The sequence below is a fragment of the Alterinioella sp. B-7 genome, from assembly GCF_056857775.1.
The window spans coordinates 51,320-69,168 of the sequence record NZ_JBSXNT010000017.1; the positions used below are offsets into that span (position 1 = coordinate 51,320).

At 64.7% G+C, this 17,849-nt stretch carries 19 protein-coding genes; 16 read left to right on the forward strand and 3 right to left on the reverse strand.

Going from position 1 to position 17,849, the window contains the following annotated elements; translation table 11 throughout:
* Positions 1 to 15 precede the first annotated feature (15 nt).
* The 5 genes from AC13C7_RS01710 to ccmI are packed head-to-tail and all read left to right on the forward strand — an operon-like array spanning position 16 to position 5,632.
* Positions 16 to 1,440: an ATP-binding protein gene (locus AC13C7_RS01710; protein ID WP_482866415.1), complete on the forward strand. Its 1,425-nt coding sequence runs from the start codon at positions 16 to 18 to the stop codon at positions 1,438 to 1,440.
* Positions 1,437 to 3,440, forward strand: a complete 2,004-nt coding sequence (locus AC13C7_RS01715; protein ID WP_482866416.1) for a heme lyase CcmF/NrfE family subunit — start codon at positions 1,437 to 1,439, stop codon at positions 3,438 to 3,440. The genes AC13C7_RS01710 and AC13C7_RS01715 overlap by 4 nt, the downstream gene beginning before the upstream one ends.
* Positions 3,441 to 3,444: 4 nt before the next feature.
* Positions 3,445 to 4,002, forward strand: coding sequence for a DsbE family thiol:disulfide interchange protein (locus AC13C7_RS01720; RefSeq protein WP_482866417.1), 558 nt, complete (start codon positions 3,445 to 3,447; stop codon positions 4,000 to 4,002).
* Positions 4,002 to 4,487 (forward strand): cytochrome c-type biogenesis protein, encoded by a 486-nt coding sequence (locus tag AC13C7_RS01725; protein ID WP_446121535.1) that lies wholly within the window; start codon positions 4,002 to 4,004, stop codon positions 4,485 to 4,487. Before AC13C7_RS01720 ends, AC13C7_RS01725 begins: the two co-directional genes overlap by 1 nt.
* Entirely contained in the window at positions 4,484 to 5,632 is a 1,149-nt protein-coding gene (gene ccmI / locus AC13C7_RS01730; protein WP_482866418.1) for a c-type cytochrome biogenesis protein CcmI, read from the forward strand. Before AC13C7_RS01725 ends, ccmI begins: the two co-directional genes overlap by 4 nt.
* A gap of 21 nt (positions 5,633 to 5,653) precedes the next feature.
* Here ccmI and AC13C7_RS01735 read toward each other — a convergent pair whose 3' ends face one another.
* The 3 genes from AC13C7_RS01735 to AC13C7_RS01745 are packed head-to-tail and all read right to left on the reverse strand — an operon-like array spanning position 5,654 to position 8,249.
* Positions 5,654 to 7,768 carry a protein-disulfide reductase DsbD family protein gene (locus AC13C7_RS01735; RefSeq protein ID WP_482866419.1) on the reverse strand — a complete coding sequence of 705 codons (2,115 nt, stop codon included), beginning with the start codon at positions 7,766 to 7,768 and terminating at the stop codon, positions 5,654 to 5,656.
* Between the two features lie 29 nt (positions 7,769 to 7,797).
* Entirely contained in the window at positions 7,798 to 8,019 is a 222-nt protein-coding gene (locus tag AC13C7_RS01740; protein WP_482866420.1) for a hypothetical protein, read from the reverse strand.
* A 2-nt stretch (positions 8,020 to 8,021) separates the two neighbouring features.
* Positions 8,022 to 8,249, reverse strand: coding sequence for a DUF2933 domain-containing protein (locus AC13C7_RS01745; protein WP_482866421.1), 228 nt, complete (start codon positions 8,247 to 8,249; stop codon positions 8,022 to 8,024).
* Between the two features lie 251 nt (positions 8,250 to 8,500).
* On the opposite strand from AC13C7_RS01745, the gene AC13C7_RS01750 reads away from it, so the two are divergent.
* From AC13C7_RS01750 to AC13C7_RS01800, 11 genes are all read left to right on the forward strand, one after another.
* Positions 8,501 to 9,094, forward strand: coding sequence for a L,D-transpeptidase (locus AC13C7_RS01750; protein ID WP_482866422.1), 594 nt, complete (start codon positions 8,501 to 8,503; stop codon positions 9,092 to 9,094).
* 45 nt (positions 9,095 to 9,139) lie between these two features.
* Positions 9,140 to 9,598 (forward strand): c-type cytochrome, encoded by a 459-nt coding sequence (locus AC13C7_RS01755; RefSeq protein ID WP_482866423.1) that lies wholly within the window; start codon positions 9,140 to 9,142, stop codon positions 9,596 to 9,598.
* Entirely contained in the window at positions 9,598 to 9,975 is a 378-nt protein-coding gene (locus AC13C7_RS01760; RefSeq protein WP_172321124.1) for a hypothetical protein, read from the forward strand. The genes AC13C7_RS01755 and AC13C7_RS01760 overlap by 1 nt, the downstream gene beginning before the upstream one ends.
* A 32-nt stretch (positions 9,976 to 10,007) precedes the next feature.
* On the forward strand, positions 10,008 to 10,568 hold the full coding sequence (locus tag AC13C7_RS01765) for a c-type cytochrome (protein WP_482866424.1): 561 nt from the start codon (positions 10,008 to 10,010) through the stop codon (positions 10,566 to 10,568).
* A gap of 3 nt (positions 10,569 to 10,571) precedes the next feature.
* The gene (locus tag AC13C7_RS01770; protein ID WP_482866425.1) at positions 10,572 to 11,477 is read left to right on the forward strand and encodes a c-type cytochrome; all 906 of its coding nucleotides are present in this window, start codon (positions 10,572 to 10,574) and stop codon (positions 11,475 to 11,477) included.
* A gap of 66 nt (positions 11,478 to 11,543) precedes the next feature.
* Positions 11,544 to 12,935, forward strand: a complete 1,392-nt coding sequence (locus AC13C7_RS01775) for a multicopper oxidase family protein (protein WP_482866426.1) — start codon at positions 11,544 to 11,546, stop codon at positions 12,933 to 12,935.
* Entirely contained in the window at positions 12,932 to 13,426 is a 495-nt protein-coding gene (locus tag AC13C7_RS01780; RefSeq protein WP_482866427.1) for a c-type cytochrome, read from the forward strand. The genes AC13C7_RS01775 and AC13C7_RS01780 overlap by 4 nt, the downstream gene beginning before the upstream one ends.
* A gap of 1 nt (position 13,427) precedes the next feature.
* On the forward strand, positions 13,428 to 14,165 hold the full coding sequence (locus AC13C7_RS01785) for a DsbA family protein (protein WP_482866428.1): 738 nt from the start codon (positions 13,428 to 13,430) through the stop codon (positions 14,163 to 14,165).
* A gap of 121 nt (positions 14,166 to 14,286) precedes the next feature.
* Positions 14,287 to 14,868, forward strand: coding sequence for a L,D-transpeptidase (locus AC13C7_RS01790; protein ID WP_172321149.1), 582 nt, complete (start codon positions 14,287 to 14,289; stop codon positions 14,866 to 14,868).
* Positions 14,869 to 15,121: 253 nt separating this feature from the next.
* On the forward strand, positions 15,122 to 15,268 hold the full coding sequence (locus AC13C7_RS01795; protein ID WP_172321058.1) for a hypothetical protein: 147 nt from the start codon (positions 15,122 to 15,124) through the stop codon (positions 15,266 to 15,268).
* 20 nt (positions 15,269 to 15,288) lie between these two features.
* Positions 15,289 to 17,841 carry an NAD-dependent epimerase/dehydratase family protein gene (locus AC13C7_RS01800; RefSeq protein ID WP_482866429.1) on the forward strand — a complete coding sequence of 851 codons (2,553 nt, stop codon included), beginning with the start codon at positions 15,289 to 15,291 and terminating at the stop codon, positions 17,839 to 17,841.
* Positions 17,842 to 17,849: the final 8 nt, after the last annotated feature.

The window sequence follows — 17,849 nt, forward strand, 5'->3', positions numbered from 1 at the left end:
AGTTTGCGCGGACAATTGATCCTGCTTCTTCTCGGCGTTCTGTTGGCCGCCCAGATCGTAAGCCTGTTCTTCTTTGTCGATGAACGCAGCCTTGCCGTCCGTGCCGCACTGGGTTTCGAAGCGGCAGGACGTGCCGCAAGCGTCGCCCGCCTGCTGGAGGAGGCCCCGACCGAATTGCACGCGTCCATCCTGCGGGCCGCCAATTCACCCCTGGTTCGTTTTGACGTGACCGAAAGCCCGCAGGTTCAGGAAGCCGATCACAATGTCGCCGGACCTGTCGAGGACAGGATCAGAAGGCTGCTCGGCGATCAGTTCACCCGAGAGATCAGGGTAGATGTGCATGACGTCGAGGGGACGATCATGCCCTTGTCGCATCTCTCATCCGAAATGGCTGAAATGCACGTCGCGATGATGCGGGGCGACCTGTCGGCATTGGAGATGAGCGTTTCGATCGCGCTGTCGGGGGGCGATTGGCTGAATGTCGAGACACGGTTCGAACGGCCCCCGCTGCAATGGGCCTGGGGCTCGACCGTGACCTTCGTGGGGACCGCCGCGGTTCTTCTGGCGGCTGGATTCTGGTTCCTGATGACACGGATCACCGGCCCGCTGAGACGTCTGGCCGTGGCCAGCGAACGTCTGGGCCGCGGCGAGGATATGGAGCCTGTGGAACCGACCGGCCCGACCGAGGTGCGCGATCTGACGGCGGCCTTCGGTATCATGCAGCAACGTCTGACCCGGTTCGTCGAGGATCGCACGCGCATGCTGGCCGCCATTGGCCACGATCTGCGTTCGCCGCTGACGGCGCTGCGGGTCAGAACGGAGATGGTGGATGACACGGAAACCCGCGATGCACTGACCTCCAGCATCGAAGAGATGCAGGGGATGCTGGATGCGACCCTGTCCTATGCCCGCGGCGTCAGTGCCTCCGAGGCGTCCGAGCGCGTCCAGGTCGGGCAGATGCTCGGCGACATCAACCAGACACTGACCACTCCTGTCTCGCTTGCGCCGGGGCCGGAGGTTTCGGTGTCGGTGCGCCCGTTCGCATTCCGGCGCGCGGTGCGCAACCTGATCGAGAACGCGCAGCGCTATGGCGGCAACGCGCGGGTCAGCTATGACGTTCAGGGCGAGGTTCTGGCAATCCGCATTGCCGATGATGGTCCGGGCATTCCCGACGACCTGCTGGAGGACGTGTTTGCGCCTTTCCACCGGCTGGAACAATCGCGGTCCCTGGATACCGGCGGGCACGGCCTGGGTCTGTCGATCGCCCGTGGTATCTTGCGGGCACATGGCGGCGATGTCATATTGTCCAACGCGCCCGAGGGGGGTCTGATCGCCACCCTCACCCTGCCGATCGATACGGCGGCCTCCGTGAACGGGCCTGAAACCGCACCGGGTGATTTCCGCCCGCATCCCGAAATCGAATATCGAGGAACGACATGATCCCTGAACTCGGACAATTCGCGCTGACGCTCGCTTTTGGCTTCGCGCTGGTTCAAAGCGTATTACCGATGCTCGGGGCGTCCCGTGGCAACCTGCTCTGGATGCGGTCGGCGCGGGCGACATCGCTGGCGCAGGTGACCTTCACCCTCGTTGCCTTCGCGGCGCTGATGCGGTCATTCGTGGTCAGCGATTTCACCGTGTTGAACGTGGTCGAGAACTCCCATTCGCTCAAGCCGCTGCTGTTCAAGATCGCGGGCACTTGGGGCAGCCACGAGGGCTCCTTGCTTCTGTGGGTGCTGATCCTGACCGTGTTCGGGGCCGGTGTGTCGTTCTTCGGCACCAATATTTCGGAGGGGCTGCGCGCCCGGACCCTATCGGTGCAGGCCTGGATCAGCGTCGGTTTCTTCAGCTTCATGCTGTTCACGTCGAACCCGTTCGAGCGGGTCTTTCCGCCCCCCGCGGATGGCCAGGATCTCAATCCGCTGCTTCAGGATGTCGGCCTCGCCATGCACCCGCCGCTGCTCTATTTCGGCTATGTCGGATTCTCGATCGTGTTCTCCTTCGCGGTCGCCGCGCTGATCGAGGGGCGGGTCGATGCGGCCTGGGCGCGGTGGGTGCGGCCATGGACGCTGGCGGCCTGGATCAGCCTGACCGCCGGCATCGCGCTCGGGTCATGGTGGGCCTATTACGAGCTTGGCTGGGGCGGCTGGTGGTTCTGGGATCCGGTCGAGAATGTCAGCTTCATGCCGTGGCTCCTGGGCACCGCGCTGCTGCATTCCGCCATCGTGACCGAGAAACGCGACGCGTTCAAAAGCTGGACGATCCTGCTTGCGATCCTGACCTTCTCCATGTCGCTTCTGGGCACCTTCATCGTGCGCTCGGGGCTGCTCACGTCGGTCCACGCTTTCGCCGTCGATCCCGAACGCGGGCTCTATATCCTGTGGCTTCTGGGGATCAGCATCGGGGGATCCCTGCTGCTCTTCGCGTGGCGCGCCCCGGCGCTTGAATCCGGCGGCCTGTTCCGTCCGATCAGCCGCGAGGCCGGATTGCTCGTGAACAACCTGTTGCTCGCCTCGGCGACCGGCACCGTCCTCTTCGGCACGCTCTATCCGTTGTTTATCGAGGCCCTCAGCGGAGAACGTCTTTCCGTCGGGCCACCGTTCTTCAACGCAACCTTCATCCCGATGATGCTGCCCCTGGTCTTCGTCATGGCGATCGGGCCGTTTCTGTCGTGGAAACGCGCCGATCTTGCGGGTGTCCTGCAACGGTTGAAATTCGCGGCCGTGCTGTCGGGTCTGACCGCGCTGGTGGTCTGGTACCTGACCGAGGGCGGGCCGGTTCTGGCCTATCTGTCCCTCGCGCTGGCCGCCTGGCTGTTCCTTGCCACGGTGATGGAATGGGCGGGACGGATCCGGTTCGGCGATGTGCCCCTGCGGGAGGCGCTGCGCCGCGCAAAGAACCTGCCCCGCGCAGCCCATGGGATGACGATGTCGCATCTCGGTCTTGCCGTGGCGATCGTGGGTTTCGTCGGGTCGACGGCCTGGAAATCGGAAGAGATCGTGTTCGTCACGCCGGGCACGGAGATCTCGATTGCCGGCTTCGATGTGGTCTATGAAGGCGTCGAGCGGATCACCGGGCCAAACTATGTCGCCAACCGGGGAACCCTCGTCGTCGAACGCGACGGTGATTACGTGACGACACTTTACCCCGAACGCAGGCAGTATCCCGTCGCGCAATACAGCACGACGGAATCGTCAATCCGCTCCACATTGGCAGGCGATCTCTATGCCTCGCTGACGGAACCCGCCAATGCCGAGGCAGAGGCGCGGGGCGCCTGGACGCTGCGCATCCTCTATGAACCACTGGTGAATTTCATCTGGATCGGTTCGGCAATGCTGGTTCTCGGTGGCGGCTTGTCGCTGTCGGACAGGCGTCTGCGTATCGGCGCGCCACGCCGTTCGGCCCGCCGGTCCGCGGCCGCTGAAACCCCCGCGGAGTAAGCCCATGAAGCGCCTTCTATTCGCCAGCCCGGTCATTGTCGCTCTGGTCTTTGGTGCGTTCTTCCTCTGGGGCCTGAATCCCGAACGCGATCCGAATTCCATCCCGTCCGTGCTGATCTCCCGGCCTGCGCCCGTTTTCGAGTTGCCAGAGGTTGCGGGAACCGGGGTGCCGGGCTTCTCGAACGCTGATCTGGAGGGGAACGATGCTCCGGTGATTGTCAACATCTTCGCCTCGTGGTGCGTCCCGTGTCGGGCCGAACACGCGGTCCTGACCCGCCTTGTCGCGGAGGAAGGGCTGCAACTGTTCGGCATCAACTACCAGGATGAGCCGGAGGATGCCCTGCGCTGGCTGAACGAGCTTGGCAATCCCTACACGCGCATCGGCTCCGATATCGACGGGCGCGTTGCCCTCGACTGGGGCCTGACCGGGGTGCCGGAAACCTTCATCGTCGGCCCGGATGGGACGGTTCTCTACAAACATATCGGTCCGATCCTGGGCGATGTGGCAATTCGTAACTTCACGACCGCCCTCGCCCAGGCCCGGCAGGCAGGCATGACATGATCACCCGACTTCTTTTTGCCCTCGCAGTGGTGCTGACCTCTGCGACCATCGCCCTGGCGGTCGAGCCGGACGAGATGCTGGACGACCCGGCGCTGGAGGCCCGCGCGCGCGAAGTGTCGCAGCAGCTTCGTTGCGTCGTCTGCCAGAACCAGGACATCGACAGTTCCAACGCCGGCATCGCGCGCGACATGCGGGTGCTGGTTCGGGAGCGCATCGTTGCCGGTGACAGCAATGACGAGGTTCTGGAAGCCATGGTCGCGCGCTACGGCAACTACGTTCTGCTGCGCCCGCCCTTCAACACACAGACCTATGCCTTGTGGCTTGCGCCGCTGGTCCTGGTGCTTCTGGCCGCATCCATCGGCATCGCCGTCATTCGGCAGGCACGGCGAAAAAAACATGAGAAACCAGATGAATTGACCGCCGAAGAGGAGGACGCCCTCCGGTCGGTCATCGACACCCCGCCAACGACGGAGACCCGCCAATGACGCTTTTCCTGATCTTCGCGGCCATGGCGGCCGTTGCGATCCTGTTCGTGCTGCTGACGCTGCGCCGGGGTGATGAGAACAGGGGGGACCGCAAGGCAGGCGCGGTTGCCATTCTGCGCGACCAACTGGCGGAGATCGAGCGGGACGAAGCGCGCGGGCTGATCAACAGTGCCGAAGCCCGCGACGCCAGGATCGAGGTCAAGCGGCGTCTGCTGGCCTATTCGGGCGCGCAGACCCGCACTGCCTCGTCGCCTCGGCGCGGCGCCTGGGTTCTGGTTCCTGTCCTCGCGGTCGTCCTGACCAGCGGCGTCGGGCTCTACGTCGTCCTGGGTGAACCCGACGTGCCAAGCGTGCCCTTCGCCGAGCGTGGGGCGGAACGCGCGGCGGCGAACGAAATGGCAGGCCTGGCCGCCGAACTGCGCAACCGCCTGGAGGCCGAACCGGATGGGGGTGCGCATGAGGGCTGGATATTGCTTGGCCGGACATACATGCGGATGTCCAATTATTCCTCGGCGGTCGAGGCGTTTACCGTCGCCTCCGAGCGTTCCGAAGCCTCTTCGGCCACGTTCTCGCAGCTGGCCGAGGCGATGATTGCCAATGAGGACGGGATCGTGACACCGCCCGCCGAGGCCGCGATTGACCGGGCGGTCGAACTGGATCCGCTCAATCCGGCAGCGGTCTACTATCAGGCCATCGCGCTTGAACAATCCGGCAGCAGCGCAATGGCCTATGATGCCCTGGCGAACCGGATTGCGGTCGAAACCGAGATCACCCCCTGGATGGAGATCTTTGTCGCCCGCCTGAACCGGATCGGAGAACGCATCGGGCGGGCACCTGTCGGCCCGATGATGCTGATGGCCGGAACCGACACCCCCGGCCCGAGTGCGGCTGACATGGAGGCCGCGGCGGAATTGAGCGCCGAGGATCGCGCCGCGATGGTGCAATCCATGGTCGCGCGCCTTGCTGCCCGGTTGGAGGAGGAGTCGGACGACCTGGAGGGCTGGTTGCGGCTGGCCAATGCGTACCGGGTTCTGGGCGAGCTCGATGCCGCGCGCGACGCCCTTGCCCGCGCCGAGCCGCTGCTTCCCGAAACCGGTCCTGCGCGGCAAAGCTTCGAGGCGCTTTCAGCCGATCTTGCAGACTGACCTGCCCGCCAGCGGCGGGGCTCAGTCGGCGGCGGCCACCGCGCTGGTCGCCGCCTCGCGCAGCGCCTCCATGACCACCTCGGCATTCAGAAGCTCCGGCAGCACGATCCCCTCCGGGGCGCCGGGGCCATAAACCGCGTTGAACGGGATGCCGTAGCGGTCGAAAGCGGCCAGATACCGCGAGATCTCCTCATCGGGTCGCGTCCAGTCGGCGCGCATGGCGATCACACCGTCAGCGGCCAGGGCTTCCACCACCGGGTCGCGGTCAAGGACCAGAACCTTGTTGGCCTGGCAGGTCAGGCACCAATCGGCGGTCACATCGACGAACACGGTTTCTCCGCGCGAGACATGACGGGCAATCGCGGCCCGGTCGAAGTTGATCCATTCGGTGCCCGCCTCCCGGACCGCCCCGTCCTGATCCGCGAACTGGCCCGCCGCGTAGATCGGGGCCACGGCCAGCACCGCGATGCCGGCCCATCTTGCAACCGGCGGCACGCGCTTCACGGTCAGCAGACCGATCAGGGCGATCACCAGCCCGACGGTCACCGACACCGAAACCGGTCCGGCCACGCCCGACAAGACCCAGACCAGCCAGGCCGCGGTCAGAAGCAGCAAGAGACCCAGAACCACCTTCAGCACGATCATCCACCGCCCCGGCTTCGGCGCGATCAGCGCCAGGCGTGGATAGGCGGCGACCGCGAAATAGGGCGTGGCAAGGCCAAGCCCGAGCCCGGTGAACACGACGCCGATATCGACGATGCCGCCGGTCAGCGCAAAGGCGATGGCGGTGCCCAGGAAGGGCGCGGAACAAGGCGTGGCCAGCATGGCGGCAAAGGCCCCGGTAGCGAAATCCCCGCCATAGCCGCGCCGCGCGCCGCTGTCGGCCAGGCGGGTCTGCATCCGCGACGGCAAGGAAATATCGAACAGCCCCAGCATGTTCGCGGCAAAGATGGACAGGATGACGACCATCAGGGCCAGGAAGCCGGGGTTCTGGAACTGCAATCCCCACCCCACCGTGACGCCGACCTGGCGCAAGCCGAACGTCGCGGCGGCCAGCACCCACATGAAGGCCATCACCCCGACGGCCGAGGCCAGAAACCTGGCGCGGATTTCGCCGCCGGACTTGTCCCTGCCGGTGATCACCGATGCCAGCTTGATCGACAGCACCGGAAGAACGCAGGGCATCACATTCAGGATGAGCCCGCCCAGGAAGGCGACCAGCCCGATCCAGACCAGGGCGGAAATCGGCCTGCGCTCGACCTGGAGTGCAAACGGGGCCGGCGGGGACGCGTCAAGGGGGCGCGCCTCGACCGTGCGCGCCAGATCGCCATCGGTAAGCGTGATCACGGGCGCTGGCGCGTCCGGGTCCAGCGACAAGATCGGAAACTGCGCCCAAAGCGCGCGCCCGTTATCCGCAAGCCGGATATCGGGTTCGCCGAACGCCGTGAAACTGCCCATTTCGGGAAACACGTCCGGGGCCTCGAAGGAATGGCTTCCTTGTGCCGTGACGGTCAGCGTCCGGTCATCCTCGTTCACGAAGACGGCAACGTCCGAGATCGCCTCGGTCGGGCCAACGAGCGGCACCCTTGCGGCAAAGGTCGCGATCCGCGCCGCCGAGGTCCGGTCGATCGCGTCCTGCGTTCCGGCCCCCCCCGCGGGCAGATCGAGCGCGAAGGTGGAACTGGACGGCACACAGACGTCCGAACAGACCAGCACATTGGCTTCGGCCCGCAGGCTGACAGCCTCTCCCGGCCGCTCCAGACGGATGCGGACGGGCAACACGACCTCTCCCGAATAGCCGAAATTCTGAATGCCGAAGGCGGTGAAACGCTCCGGTGCAGGCCACAGGATCTCGACCTCGGCCACATTGTCCGATCCGGTGAAATCCAGCTCGGGCGGCAGGCCCACCTCGCCCGGGCTGCGCCAATAGGTCTTCCAGCCCTCCGACAACGACATGTCGAGACCGGCAGAGATCGAACTTGCGCCCGGCGCGACCTGGTTCTCCGCCGTCACCAGCCTGACCTCGAGGGCGGGGCTGGATACGACATCGGAGGTCGCCGACATGGCGGGCAGCGGCATGGACAGGACCACGGCGACCAGCGCGATTACCCACCGGAAGGAGGACATTCTGCCCATCGGTTTCCCTTTCTTGATCTTGTCCGCGGCTAACGAACGACAAAGCCGGTGCGGTTGCCGTCGCACTCTACCCGGTAAACGCCTTCGCCGAGGTTTTCAACGGCTCGGCAATTGGCCCCGGCGCCCGGCACAGCCGATTCGACATCATCCATCGTCAGCGCCGGATTGGGGCATTGCCGGAGCGCGACACCACAGCCGCCCAGTCCAAGCAAAAGGCCGAACAAGCCGACCTTGCGCCAAAGAGGCTGCATGCTCAATGGCTTTGTGCAACGGTTCCGCGGCGCGCGACCGGCACGACGTCCTGCTGCGGGGCAGCCTCGGTTTCGGGTGATTCCGCCGCCCCGTGACAGGATCGGCCCATCATGCGGTGCATGACCACGTGCAGCCCAAGGCAGGCTGCAAGCGGCAGGAACAGGCCGATATTGCCCCGAACCGCGTCAACCCCGCCGGTCAGCAGCACAATCGCGATGGGTGCGACCATGATCAGGCAGCACGCAATCATCCCGTACCTGGCAAACCGATTTCCGGTCTGGCTTTCATCTGACCTGTTGCTCACCTGAATCACCTCGGCTGTTAATCGCTGTTTCGGCCCATTGAGTTGCTTCCAGCACTGGAAGGTCAATGTTACATAGCGATACAATAATCACGACTTTGTAAGCCGCATTTGGATTGACCTTCCCGGGCTGGAAGGCTCGAAAAGTAAATGAAACGCGTTCGAGGACAATGGCAGGCATGAGCAGACAAAAGATACAGACCATCACGCGACGTCGGATGCTGACGGTGGCGGCGATCGGGGTGCCTGCGTTGGCGGCCCCGACCGTGCTTCGCGCCTCTGCCGACGGCCCCGCGTCGGGTGCCGAGACCCGGCGCAACATATCGTCTTTTGCGGTGCATGACTGGCGCGATCACTTCGACGCCCTGGGGGTTGGGGTCATCCTGTCCGACACCAATCGGCGGATCCTTCAGCACTGGACGGCAGATGGCGAGATGCGGCTTTACCCCACCTCCGTTCCCGCGACCGATGAACTGACCCGCCGGGGCTATACCGAAGTGGTGGAGAAACGCGAGAACCCCGGTTGGGCCCCCACCCCGTCAATGCGCGAGCGCAACCCTGAGTGGCCGGCCTATGTGCCCGGCGGCGACCCGACCAATCCGCTCGGGACGCGGGCGCTGTATCTCAGTTGGCAATATTACCGAATCCATGGGACCCAGGACACGCGCAAGATCGGACGCCGCTCCTCGAACGGGTGCATCGGCCTGTTCAACGAACAGATCGAGGAGGTTTACGACCGCACCCCGCTCGGCACCCAGGTGCGCCTTATCTGACCCCCCAAACCCCCGCCGCCGGAATTTCCACGAAAGTACGCCCAAATGTCAAAAGCAGGTCTCGGCATCGCCGCCTTCTTCATCATCGGCCTGGCCCTTGCCGCCACCAATTTCCTCACCCGCGAAGAAACCGCGCCGACCCATTCCATGGAGCCACCCGACCTTTCCGATGTCGAGGCGGGCGGGCCCATCGTCGATGTCGCCCTGCCAGCGGAACTGTCTCCCGAGGCGCAGATCGGACAGCGCGTGTTCGAGGCTGCCTGCTCCGCGTGCCACGGGACCAACGCCGCCGGACAGAACGGCGTCGCGCCGCCGCTTATTCATCCGACCTACAGACCCAATCACCATTCCGACCAGGCATTCCTGATGGCCGCGCGCAACGGCGTGCCTGCGCATCACTGGGACTTCGGCAACATGCCGGTCATTGAAGGCCTGACCAACGCCGATGTCCGGGCCATCGTTCGGTATATCCGCGAATTGCAGCGCGAGAACGGCATTTCCTGATGCGGTGGTTCTTCCACATAAACGAACCGATACGGTCGCTTCTGCTGATTGCCCTCATGGTGCTCGGATTGCTGACCAACGCGCTGCCGGATGCGAACGGCGCGATCACCGACCGGATCGACGAGGCGCCCGAGGCGCAGGACAGCCATTCGCTTGCCGCGTATGATCATGGCCAGTCGGCGCCGGATCACCCCGAGATCGGCGGTCATTGCCATCCCGGACTGAACTGCTCCCTCTCGGGCGTGATGAACGGGCAGCAGGGCGTGTCCTTCGCGCGGCGTGCCGCTCTCGTCTCGCTGATCCATCCCGGTCACCACCTGGCGCCCTTCATCCAGGTCTATGATCCCCCGCCCCCACGAGGGCCGGTCTTGATGTAACCCCCAAGACAATCAAGACCGAGGACCGAGTTATGAAGAAGACACTGGCGACCCTGACCGCGGGGGGCCTGCTCGTGGCAACCCTTGCCGCTTCGCATCAGGGTGCCACCGGCATTGTGCGCGAACGCATGGATGGCATGGTCGCGATGCGCGATACGGTGCGCGATCTGACGCCCATGATGCGAGGCCGGACCGAATATGCCCGCGAGGCCGTGTTCGACGCGGCGGCCGCGCTCGAACGCCATGCGGGCGAGACGATGACGGCGCTGTTTCCCGAAGGCAGCGACGACGCCGCCTCCTATGCGCGGGCGGAAATCTGGCAGGACTGGGAGACCTTCGAGGCGATGGCAATGCGGATGGAAGTCGTCGCCGGGGCGCTGGCCGAGGCCGCCGACAACCCGCCGGGATCGGCCATGCCCGAACCGGTGGACAATTCCACCATGATGGGTGGCGGCCCCTCCATGATGGGCGGCGGCACGGCCACCGAACCCGACCCCGAGATGTTGGCGCAGATGCCGGTGGATCGGGTCTTCACGGTTGCGGCACAGGTCTGTTCGGCCTGCCATACCCAATTTCGCGCAGCACGGAATTGATCCATGAAGGGGTGGAAACTTTCAGGGCTGCTCATCGGCGTGGTTGCGGCAACATCGGGTGCCGTCATCCTCTGGCCCATCGGAACGCGACCTGACCCGATCCGGCTTGACGGCGATGTCGGTCGCGGGGCCTATCTGGCCCGTGCCAGCGGCTGCATCGCCTGTCACACCAATGCCGAGGGGGGCGGCGCACCGCTTGCGGGCGGCGTGGAACTGGAGACGCGGTTCGGCACCTACTATTCCCCGAACCTGACCACCGATCCCGTGCATGGCATCGGGGACTGGACCATCGAGGATTTTGCCGTCGCCATCCGCCAGGGCATCAGCCCGGAGGGTGAGCCCTATTATCCGACCTTCATCTATCCGTTCTACGCGGATTTCACGGATCAGGATATTGCGGATCTCTGGGCGGCGTTTCAGACCGTGCCGGCGGTCGCCGAAGCGGCCCCTGACCACGACGTCGGGTTCCCCTTCAACCTGAGATGGACCCTGAAGCTCTGGCGGGCCGCGTTCCTTACCGACCCGGAAACGGAACCGGTGGATGGGCGCAGCGATATCTGGAACCGGGGCCGGGAACTGGCCCGTGGTGCGGCCCATTGCGGCGCCTGCCATACCGGTCGCAACATCGTCGGCGCGCGAATTACCTCGTCCTTCTATGCGGGCAATGACGCGCTGCCCGGCGGCGATCATGCGCCGTCGATTCGGCTGGAGGATCTGATCGACCGGGGCTGGACGGTGGACTCACTGGTCTATGCGCTCGAAACCGGCATCACGCCGTCGGGGGATGTCCTTGGCGGCGGAATGGGGGAGGTGGTGCAATACGGCACCAGTTTCTTGACCCCGGAAGACCGATTGGCGATTGCCACCTATCTCATGGATCCCGAAGATGAAGACTGGGTCCGGGAGTGAAGACCTGATTTTTCCGGGCAGGGCCATCTGCCCGGAAAACACGCATGTTGAAGGATAGAGACGATCATGCAAACCCGACGACAGTTCATGGCAGGTTCTGCCGCGGCCACCGCCCTGCTCGGCTTGCTGCCGCGCCAGGCGATGGCGACGGTCGCGTTCGAGACGATCGAAGCGATGACCGCATCGGTCCAGCTGGCCCCAGACGGCTATCCCGCCACCGATATCTGGGGCTATGGCGGCACCGCCCCCGGCCCGGTCCTGCGCGTGGCCCAGGGCGGGCGGCTGCAACGGCGCCTGGTCAATAGCCTGCCGCAGGCCCACAGCATTCACTGGCACGGCATCCGCATCGACAACGCGATGGACGGTGTGCCCGGCCTGACACAGGCGGCGGTCGAGCCGGGTGACGGTTTCGATTACGACTTCGTGTTGCCCGATGCAGGAACTTATTGGTATCATTCCCACAACCGCTCGATGGAGCAGGTTGCAAGGGGGTTGCACGGGGCGCTGATCGTCGAGGAGGGCACGCCGCCCGATATCGACCGGGAGGAGGTGTTGGTGCTCGACGATTGGCTGATCGACCCCGAAACCGGGCAGATCTCGGGCGATTTCGAGAGCGCGCATGCCCGCAGCCATGCCGGACGCCTGGGCAATCTCGTCCTCACCAACGGCATTTTCGACAAGACCATGACCGTGCAGCGCAACGAACGCCTGCGCCTGCGCCTGATCAACGCGGCCAATGCCCGGATCTTCGTCCTCGGGCTGTTCGGGCTCGAGGGCTGGACCATGGCGCTGGACGGGATGCCGCTGCCCGCGCCCGAGCCGCTTGAGGAGGTACTGGTACTCGGCCCCGGCCAGCGTGCCGACCTGATCGTTGATGTCGTTGCCGAACAGGGCAGCACGGCCTATCTGGCCCGCGCCGATGAGGCGCGCGGCACGCCGCAGGTCTCGTTCCAGGTCCGGGGTCAGGCCAGCCTGGCACGGCGCGGCACACCGGACGCCCTGCCGCCCAATCCCGGCGATGCGTTCAACCTGTCGGGCGACGGCGTCGACCTGACCCTGAACATGGAGGGCGGCGCCATGGGCACGCTCCGCGGGGCCATGCTCGACGGCGAGGAGACGGGCTTCCGCGAGATGGCCCAGGCCAACCAGTTCTGGGCCTTCAACGGGATGGTCGGCATGCCGGACACCCCCCTGGCCACGCTGGACAGGGGACAGATCGCGCGGCTGACGATCTCGAACGATACCGCCTTTCCACATGCCATGCACCTGCACGGAATGCATTTCCGCGAGGTTCTGGCCGACGGCACGCTTGGTCCGATGCGCGACACGCTTCTGATGGACAGCGCGGAACGCCGCGAGATCGCCTTTGCCGCCGACAATCCGGGCGACTGGCTGTTGCATTGCCATATGCTGTCCCATGCGGTGTCGGGCATGATGACCTGGGTTCGGGTGGCATGATGATGAAACGCTTGCACATTCCCCTCGCCGTCATCGCGATCGCCAGCCTTGTCGCGCCCTCCTGGAACGCCTCGGCACAGACGGCCTCCGAGGATTTGCCGATCATGCCCGAGACTGTGGACCTGTCCCAGGGGGCCACCCTCTACGCCGAGAACTGCGCCGCCTGTCACGGGGCCGAACTTGAGGGCCAGCCGGATTGGCGCTCACCGGGGCCGGATGGCATCCTGCCCGCGCCGCCCCATGACGACACCGGGCATACCTGGCACCATTCCGATGCGGTGCTCTACAACTACACCGCACTTGGCGGCGATGAGGTGATGGCCCGAATGGGGGTTCCGTTCGACAGCGGCATGCCGGGTTTTGCCGACACCCTGACACCACAGGAAATCTGGAATATTCTCGCCTATATTCAATCCACATGGCCTGACAGGATCCAAGAGATGCAGGCCGTTCGCACAGAGGCGGAAATTTCCGCCCAGGGAGACCGTTGAAATGACCTTGATCAAACGAATTTTCGTCGCTGCATTGCTGCTTGTCCTGCCACTTGCCGCAACGGCCCAGGACGCCCTGACCGAGGATCGCGTGCGCGAACTGGTGCGCGAGACCATCCTGGCAAACCCCGAGATTCTGGTGGAGGCCATCGCAATCCTGGAAGAACGTGCAGCGCAGGACCGGGTGACCGGCAGCGCCGACATGATCGCCGCACAGCGCGAGCAGCTCGAACAGGATCCCAACGCGCCCGTGCTGGCCAACGCGGATGGCGATGTCACCATCGTGGAATTCTTCGATTACAACTGCCCCTATTGCCGCCGCGCCGCACCGACCATCGAAAACCTGGTCGAGGCCGATCCCGGTATCCGCCTGGTCTATCGCGAGTGGCCGATCCTCGGCGAAGGTTCGGTCTTTGCCGCCCGCGCAGCCCTCGCATCGCGCCAACAGGGGCTCTACGAGGAGTTTCACTGGGCCATGATGGACATGAGCGGCCGCGCCGAGGAACGCTCGGTCCTGACCATCGCGGCCGAGATCGGCCTGGATATCGACCAGTTGCGCGCCGACATGGAGTCCCCCGAGGTCGCGGAGCATATCGAGACCTCGATGCGGCTTGCCGATCTTCTGGGCATCACGGGAACGCCGACATTCATTCTGGGTCAAAACCTGGTTCCGGGCGCGGTGGAACAGGAGGTTCTTCAGCGATTGGTGGACGAGGTGCGTGAGGAACAGGCGCAGTAGGCGCTGGTAACGAAGGACAAGGCCAGGACGGCCATGTGAAAGGAAGAGAAGCGAAGCTGGGATTGTTAGGGCGGTTGGCCCCGCTGTCCCAACAATTGATAGAAAGGAAAAAATTATGACCATGGACACGGCCCGTCGGGCCTTCATTGCCGGCATCGGCGCAACCGCGGCCCTCGGCGCGACCGGCAGTTTGGCGCATCCCGCCACCCTGCCCGAACGCTTCCTGCCGCAACTCGTCAATACCTATCGGACCGATTGGCTGGCCGGCGATATTCACGTCACACCGGACGATTTTTTCCTCTATTTCATGTTGGATCGCGGATTGGCCATCCGCTACGGCGTCGGTGTCGGTCGCGCGAACCTTTACGAGGCCGGCACCTTCACCGTGCAACGCAAGGCGGAATGGCCGAGGTGGCGGCCGACGGATGCGATGATCCGGCGCGAACCCGGACGCTATGCCCGCTTCGCCGACGGTGTCCCCGGCGGGCCGGAGAACCCGCTCGGCGCGCGGGCGCTCTATCTCTACGATGCGGACGGGCACGATACTTACCTGCGGATCCACGGCACCAACGCGCCTGCCACCATCGGCACCGCCGTGTCGAACGGCTGCGCCCGCCTGACCAATGAGCATGTCATCGACCTCTACCCCCGCGTCGAGATCGGCGCGCAGGTCTTCCTTTATCCCAAGGTGAACACGGTCTGATCCGAGGACAGGATCAACCCTTTCGCCTATTCGAGCGACGCCTCCAACAAGGTGTGATCCCGGCCCCCTGATCCGGCGACCGTCCCGATGTGCGGTCGTCAGCCAGGGGCGAAAACATGAACCAGACCGTCTAGACGGGGCATTGCCCATCGTCGAAGGCGGTCTGTAGCGATCAACATGACTCGCAAACGCTGCGTCCATCCGTCCGGCGCTGGAAATTGGAACCAGATGCCGACGCGATCGTTGGGAACCCATGGAATTCGAACGAAGGGCGGGATCCATGGTCGATGGCGGAATGATGGGGGACGGCATGATGCCCGGCGTGGGAATCGCCTGGCAATTGGTCGTGGTGGCTCTGGGTCTCGCGCTCTCGGCGCTGGTGAAATTCCTGCGCACATAGCTTGAAGCCGGAGCAGCACCATGTCGGATGACAACAAGCCTGTCGTAATTGTCACAGGGTCGAGCGGGTATCTCGGGTCCGCCGTGGTGCGCCGGTTGCACGGAACCTACCGGGTCGTCGGGCTTGACCGGTACGCGCCGCCGCACCCGCCGCATCAGGCCGAATGTGTCTGTTTCGACATCACCGATCAGGCAAGCGTCGATACCGCGCTTGATCGTGTGCGGCTGGCCTATGGCGACCGGATCGCCGCCTGCATTCACCTTGCGGGCTATTTCGATCTCAGCGGCGAGGATAATCCCGCCTATGATGCCGTCACGGTCGAGGGTTCACGGCGGCTGCTGAAGGGGCTTCAGGCGTTCGAGCTGGAACAGTTCGTCTTTGCCTCCACCATGCTGGCCCATGCGCCGACCGAGCCGGGGGAACCGATAGACGAGGATCATCCTCTCGAACCCAAGTTTCCCTACCGCGCATCGAAGGTGCGCACGGAGAAGGTGCTGCGCGAGGAGCGGGGCGATGAGAAACTCGTGCTGATGCGCCCCGCCGGTATCTATGACGACACCGGAAAATCGGCGTTCCTGGCCCACCAGATCGCGCGCATTCACGAACGACGCTTCAACGGCAAGGTCTATCCGGGTGATCTGTCGCGCGGGCAGGCGTTTCTGCACCTGGATGATTTCCTCGACGCGGTGGACCGCATCGTTGACCGGCGGGCCAAACTGCCGGACGTCTTTCCCGTGCTTCTGGGTGAAACCGACCCGATCCCGTTCGGAGACTTGCAGCGGCTGATCGGGCGCGAGCTGCATGGCGAAGACTGGATCACCTGGAACATGCCGCCGCAACTGGCCAAGCTCGGGGCCTGGACGGAAAACGAGGTCTTCGGCGAGGATGCCTTCATCCAGGCCTGGATGGTCGATATTTCCAGCGACCACTACGAGCTTGACCTGTCGGCGGCGAAAAAGCACCTGAACTGGACGCCCGAACACAGCCTGCGCGACGATATGCCGGGCATCCTTCAGCGCCTGAAGGACGACCCCTACGGATGGTATGAGGCGAACGGATTGAACGCCGCCCGCGTTTCGGCGGCCAAGGTCGAGACCGCCGCCGCGGAAGAGGCGACCGAGGAGGCGCCGACCGAGGCAGACGCGGACACCGCCATGCGCGAGCATGATCAACACATGCGGCAGATGCATTTCTCGATGCTCTGGGTGCATTGGCTGGTCATGGCTCTCGGCCTGTGGCTGGCCACCGCGCCATCGGTGTTCGGCACTTTCGACCAGACCGAATTCAGCGCGGCGGTCCTTCGCGTGACGGAGGATCGCGGCCTCTGGGCCGCCGCGACCCGCAGCTGGCTGACCGCGTGGAACGATGTCTTCACCGGGCTGGCCATCATGGTCTTTGCCGCCCTGTCGCTGCGCCCCGGCAACGGTTGGGCGCAATGGGCGAATGCCGCGCTCGGCGTCTGGCTGCTGGCCGCGCCGCTGGTGTTCTGGACGCCGGATGCGGCCGTCTATGCCAATGACACGCTGATCGGCGCGCTGGTGGTCGCCCTGACGATCCTGATCCCGATGATGCCGGGCATGTCGCGCGAGGGGATGATGGACGATAGCGACATCCCGCCCGGCTGGACCTATTGCCCCTCCACCTATGTCCAGCGCCTGCCGATCATCGCGCTCGGTGTCGTGGGCTTCATCCTGTCGCGCATTCTGTCGGCCTATCAGCTCGGCCATGTCGATGCCGTGTGGGAGCCGTTCTTTTCCTCGCCCGTCGCACTGAACGGGACCGAATACATCATCACTTCGGAAGTGTCGAAAGCCTGGCCCATTGCCGATGGCGGCCTGGGCGCCATGAGCTACATGTTCGAGATATTGATGGGCGTGATGGGCAGCCGCCTGCGCTGGCGCACGATGCCCTGGATGGTCGCGCTGTTCGGGATCGTGGTCGGGCCGCTCGGCGTGGTCAGCATCTATTTCATCATCATCCAGCCGATCACCATCGGCACCTATTGCACGATCTGCCTCATGGCGGCGCTGGCCATGCTGATCATGATCCCGTTCTCGCTCGATGAGATCGTCGCGATGGTGCAGTTCATGGTCTGGAACACGCGCAGGGGCAGACCGTTCTGGCGCGCGTTCTTCCGCGGCGATGCGCTGCCCGGCGGCACGACGGGGGGCGAAATGAGCTTCGACGCGCGCCCGATGCAAGTCTTCCGGCAAAGCGCGCGCGGCGTCACCGTTCCATGGACACTCGGGCTGAGTGCGGGGATCGGTGCCTTCCTGATGCTGTCGCGCGCGATTTTCGGCAACGACGCGGCAATGGCCAACAGCGATCACCTGCTCGGCGCATTGGTCCTGACCACGGCGGTCATCGCCTGGGCCGAGGTCGCGCGGCCCTTGCGGTTCCTCAACATCCTCTTCGGCCTCTGGCTCATCACCGCGCCCTGGTTCCTGGACGGCGGCACGGTCGCAGGCAGCCTTGTCGGCATCCTCGCCGGGATCGCTCTCATCGCGCTCAGCCTGCCGCGCGGCAAGCGCAGCAAGGAACATTATGGAAGTTGGGACAGGTTCATTATCTGACCCGACGC

Excerpts from the sequence above, each read along its gene's own strand:
- AC13C7_RS01715 (WP_482866416.1), top strand. The coding sequence starts at position 1,437 with ATGATCCCTGAACTCGGACAATTCGCGCTGACGCTCGCTTTTGGCTTC.
- ccmI (WP_482866418.1), top strand. The coding sequence starts at position 4,484 with ATGACGCTTTTCCTGATCTTCGCGGCCATGGCGGCCGTTGCGATCCTG.
- AC13C7_RS01790 (WP_172321149.1), top strand. The coding sequence starts at position 14,287 with ATGGACACGGCCCGTCGGGCCTTCATTGCCGGCATCGGCGCAACCGCG.
- AC13C7_RS01750 (WP_482866422.1), top strand. The coding sequence starts at position 8,501 with ATGAGCAGACAAAAGATACAGACCATCACGCGACGTCGGATGCTGACG.
- AC13C7_RS01745 (WP_482866421.1), bottom strand. The coding sequence starts at position 8,249 with ATGGTCGCACCCATCGCGATTGTGCTGCTGACCGGCGGGGTTGACGCG.
- AC13C7_RS01770 (WP_482866425.1), top strand. The coding sequence starts at position 10,572 with ATGAAGGGGTGGAAACTTTCAGGGCTGCTCATCGGCGTGGTTGCGGCA.
- AC13C7_RS01800 (WP_482866429.1), top strand. The coding sequence starts at position 15,289 with ATGTCGGATGACAACAAGCCTGTCGTAATTGTCACAGGGTCGAGCGGG.
- AC13C7_RS01760 (WP_172321124.1), top strand. The coding sequence starts at position 9,598 with ATGCGGTGGTTCTTCCACATAAACGAACCGATACGGTCGCTTCTGCTG.
- AC13C7_RS01720 (WP_482866417.1), top strand. The coding sequence starts at position 3,445 with ATGAAGCGCCTTCTATTCGCCAGCCCGGTCATTGTCGCTCTGGTCTTT.
- AC13C7_RS01755 (WP_482866423.1), top strand. The coding sequence starts at position 9,140 with ATGTCAAAAGCAGGTCTCGGCATCGCCGCCTTCTTCATCATCGGCCTG.
- AC13C7_RS01735 (WP_482866419.1), bottom strand. The coding sequence starts at position 7,768 with ATGGGCAGAATGTCCTCCTTCCGGTGGGTAATCGCGCTGGTCGCCGTG.
- AC13C7_RS01765 (WP_482866424.1), top strand. The coding sequence starts at position 10,008 with ATGAAGAAGACACTGGCGACCCTGACCGCGGGGGGCCTGCTCGTGGCA.
- AC13C7_RS01795 (WP_172321058.1), top strand. The coding sequence starts at position 15,122 with ATGGAATTCGAACGAAGGGCGGGATCCATGGTCGATGGCGGAATGATG.
- AC13C7_RS01785 (WP_482866428.1), top strand. The coding sequence starts at position 13,428 with ATGACCTTGATCAAACGAATTTTCGTCGCTGCATTGCTGCTTGTCCTG.
- AC13C7_RS01775 (WP_482866426.1), top strand. The coding sequence starts at position 11,544 with ATGCAAACCCGACGACAGTTCATGGCAGGTTCTGCCGCGGCCACCGCC.
- AC13C7_RS01740 (WP_482866420.1), bottom strand. The coding sequence starts at position 8,019 with ATGCAGCCTCTTTGGCGCAAGGTCGGCTTGTTCGGCCTTTTGCTTGGA.
- AC13C7_RS01780 (WP_482866427.1), top strand. The coding sequence starts at position 12,932 with ATGATGATGAAACGCTTGCACATTCCCCTCGCCGTCATCGCGATCGCC.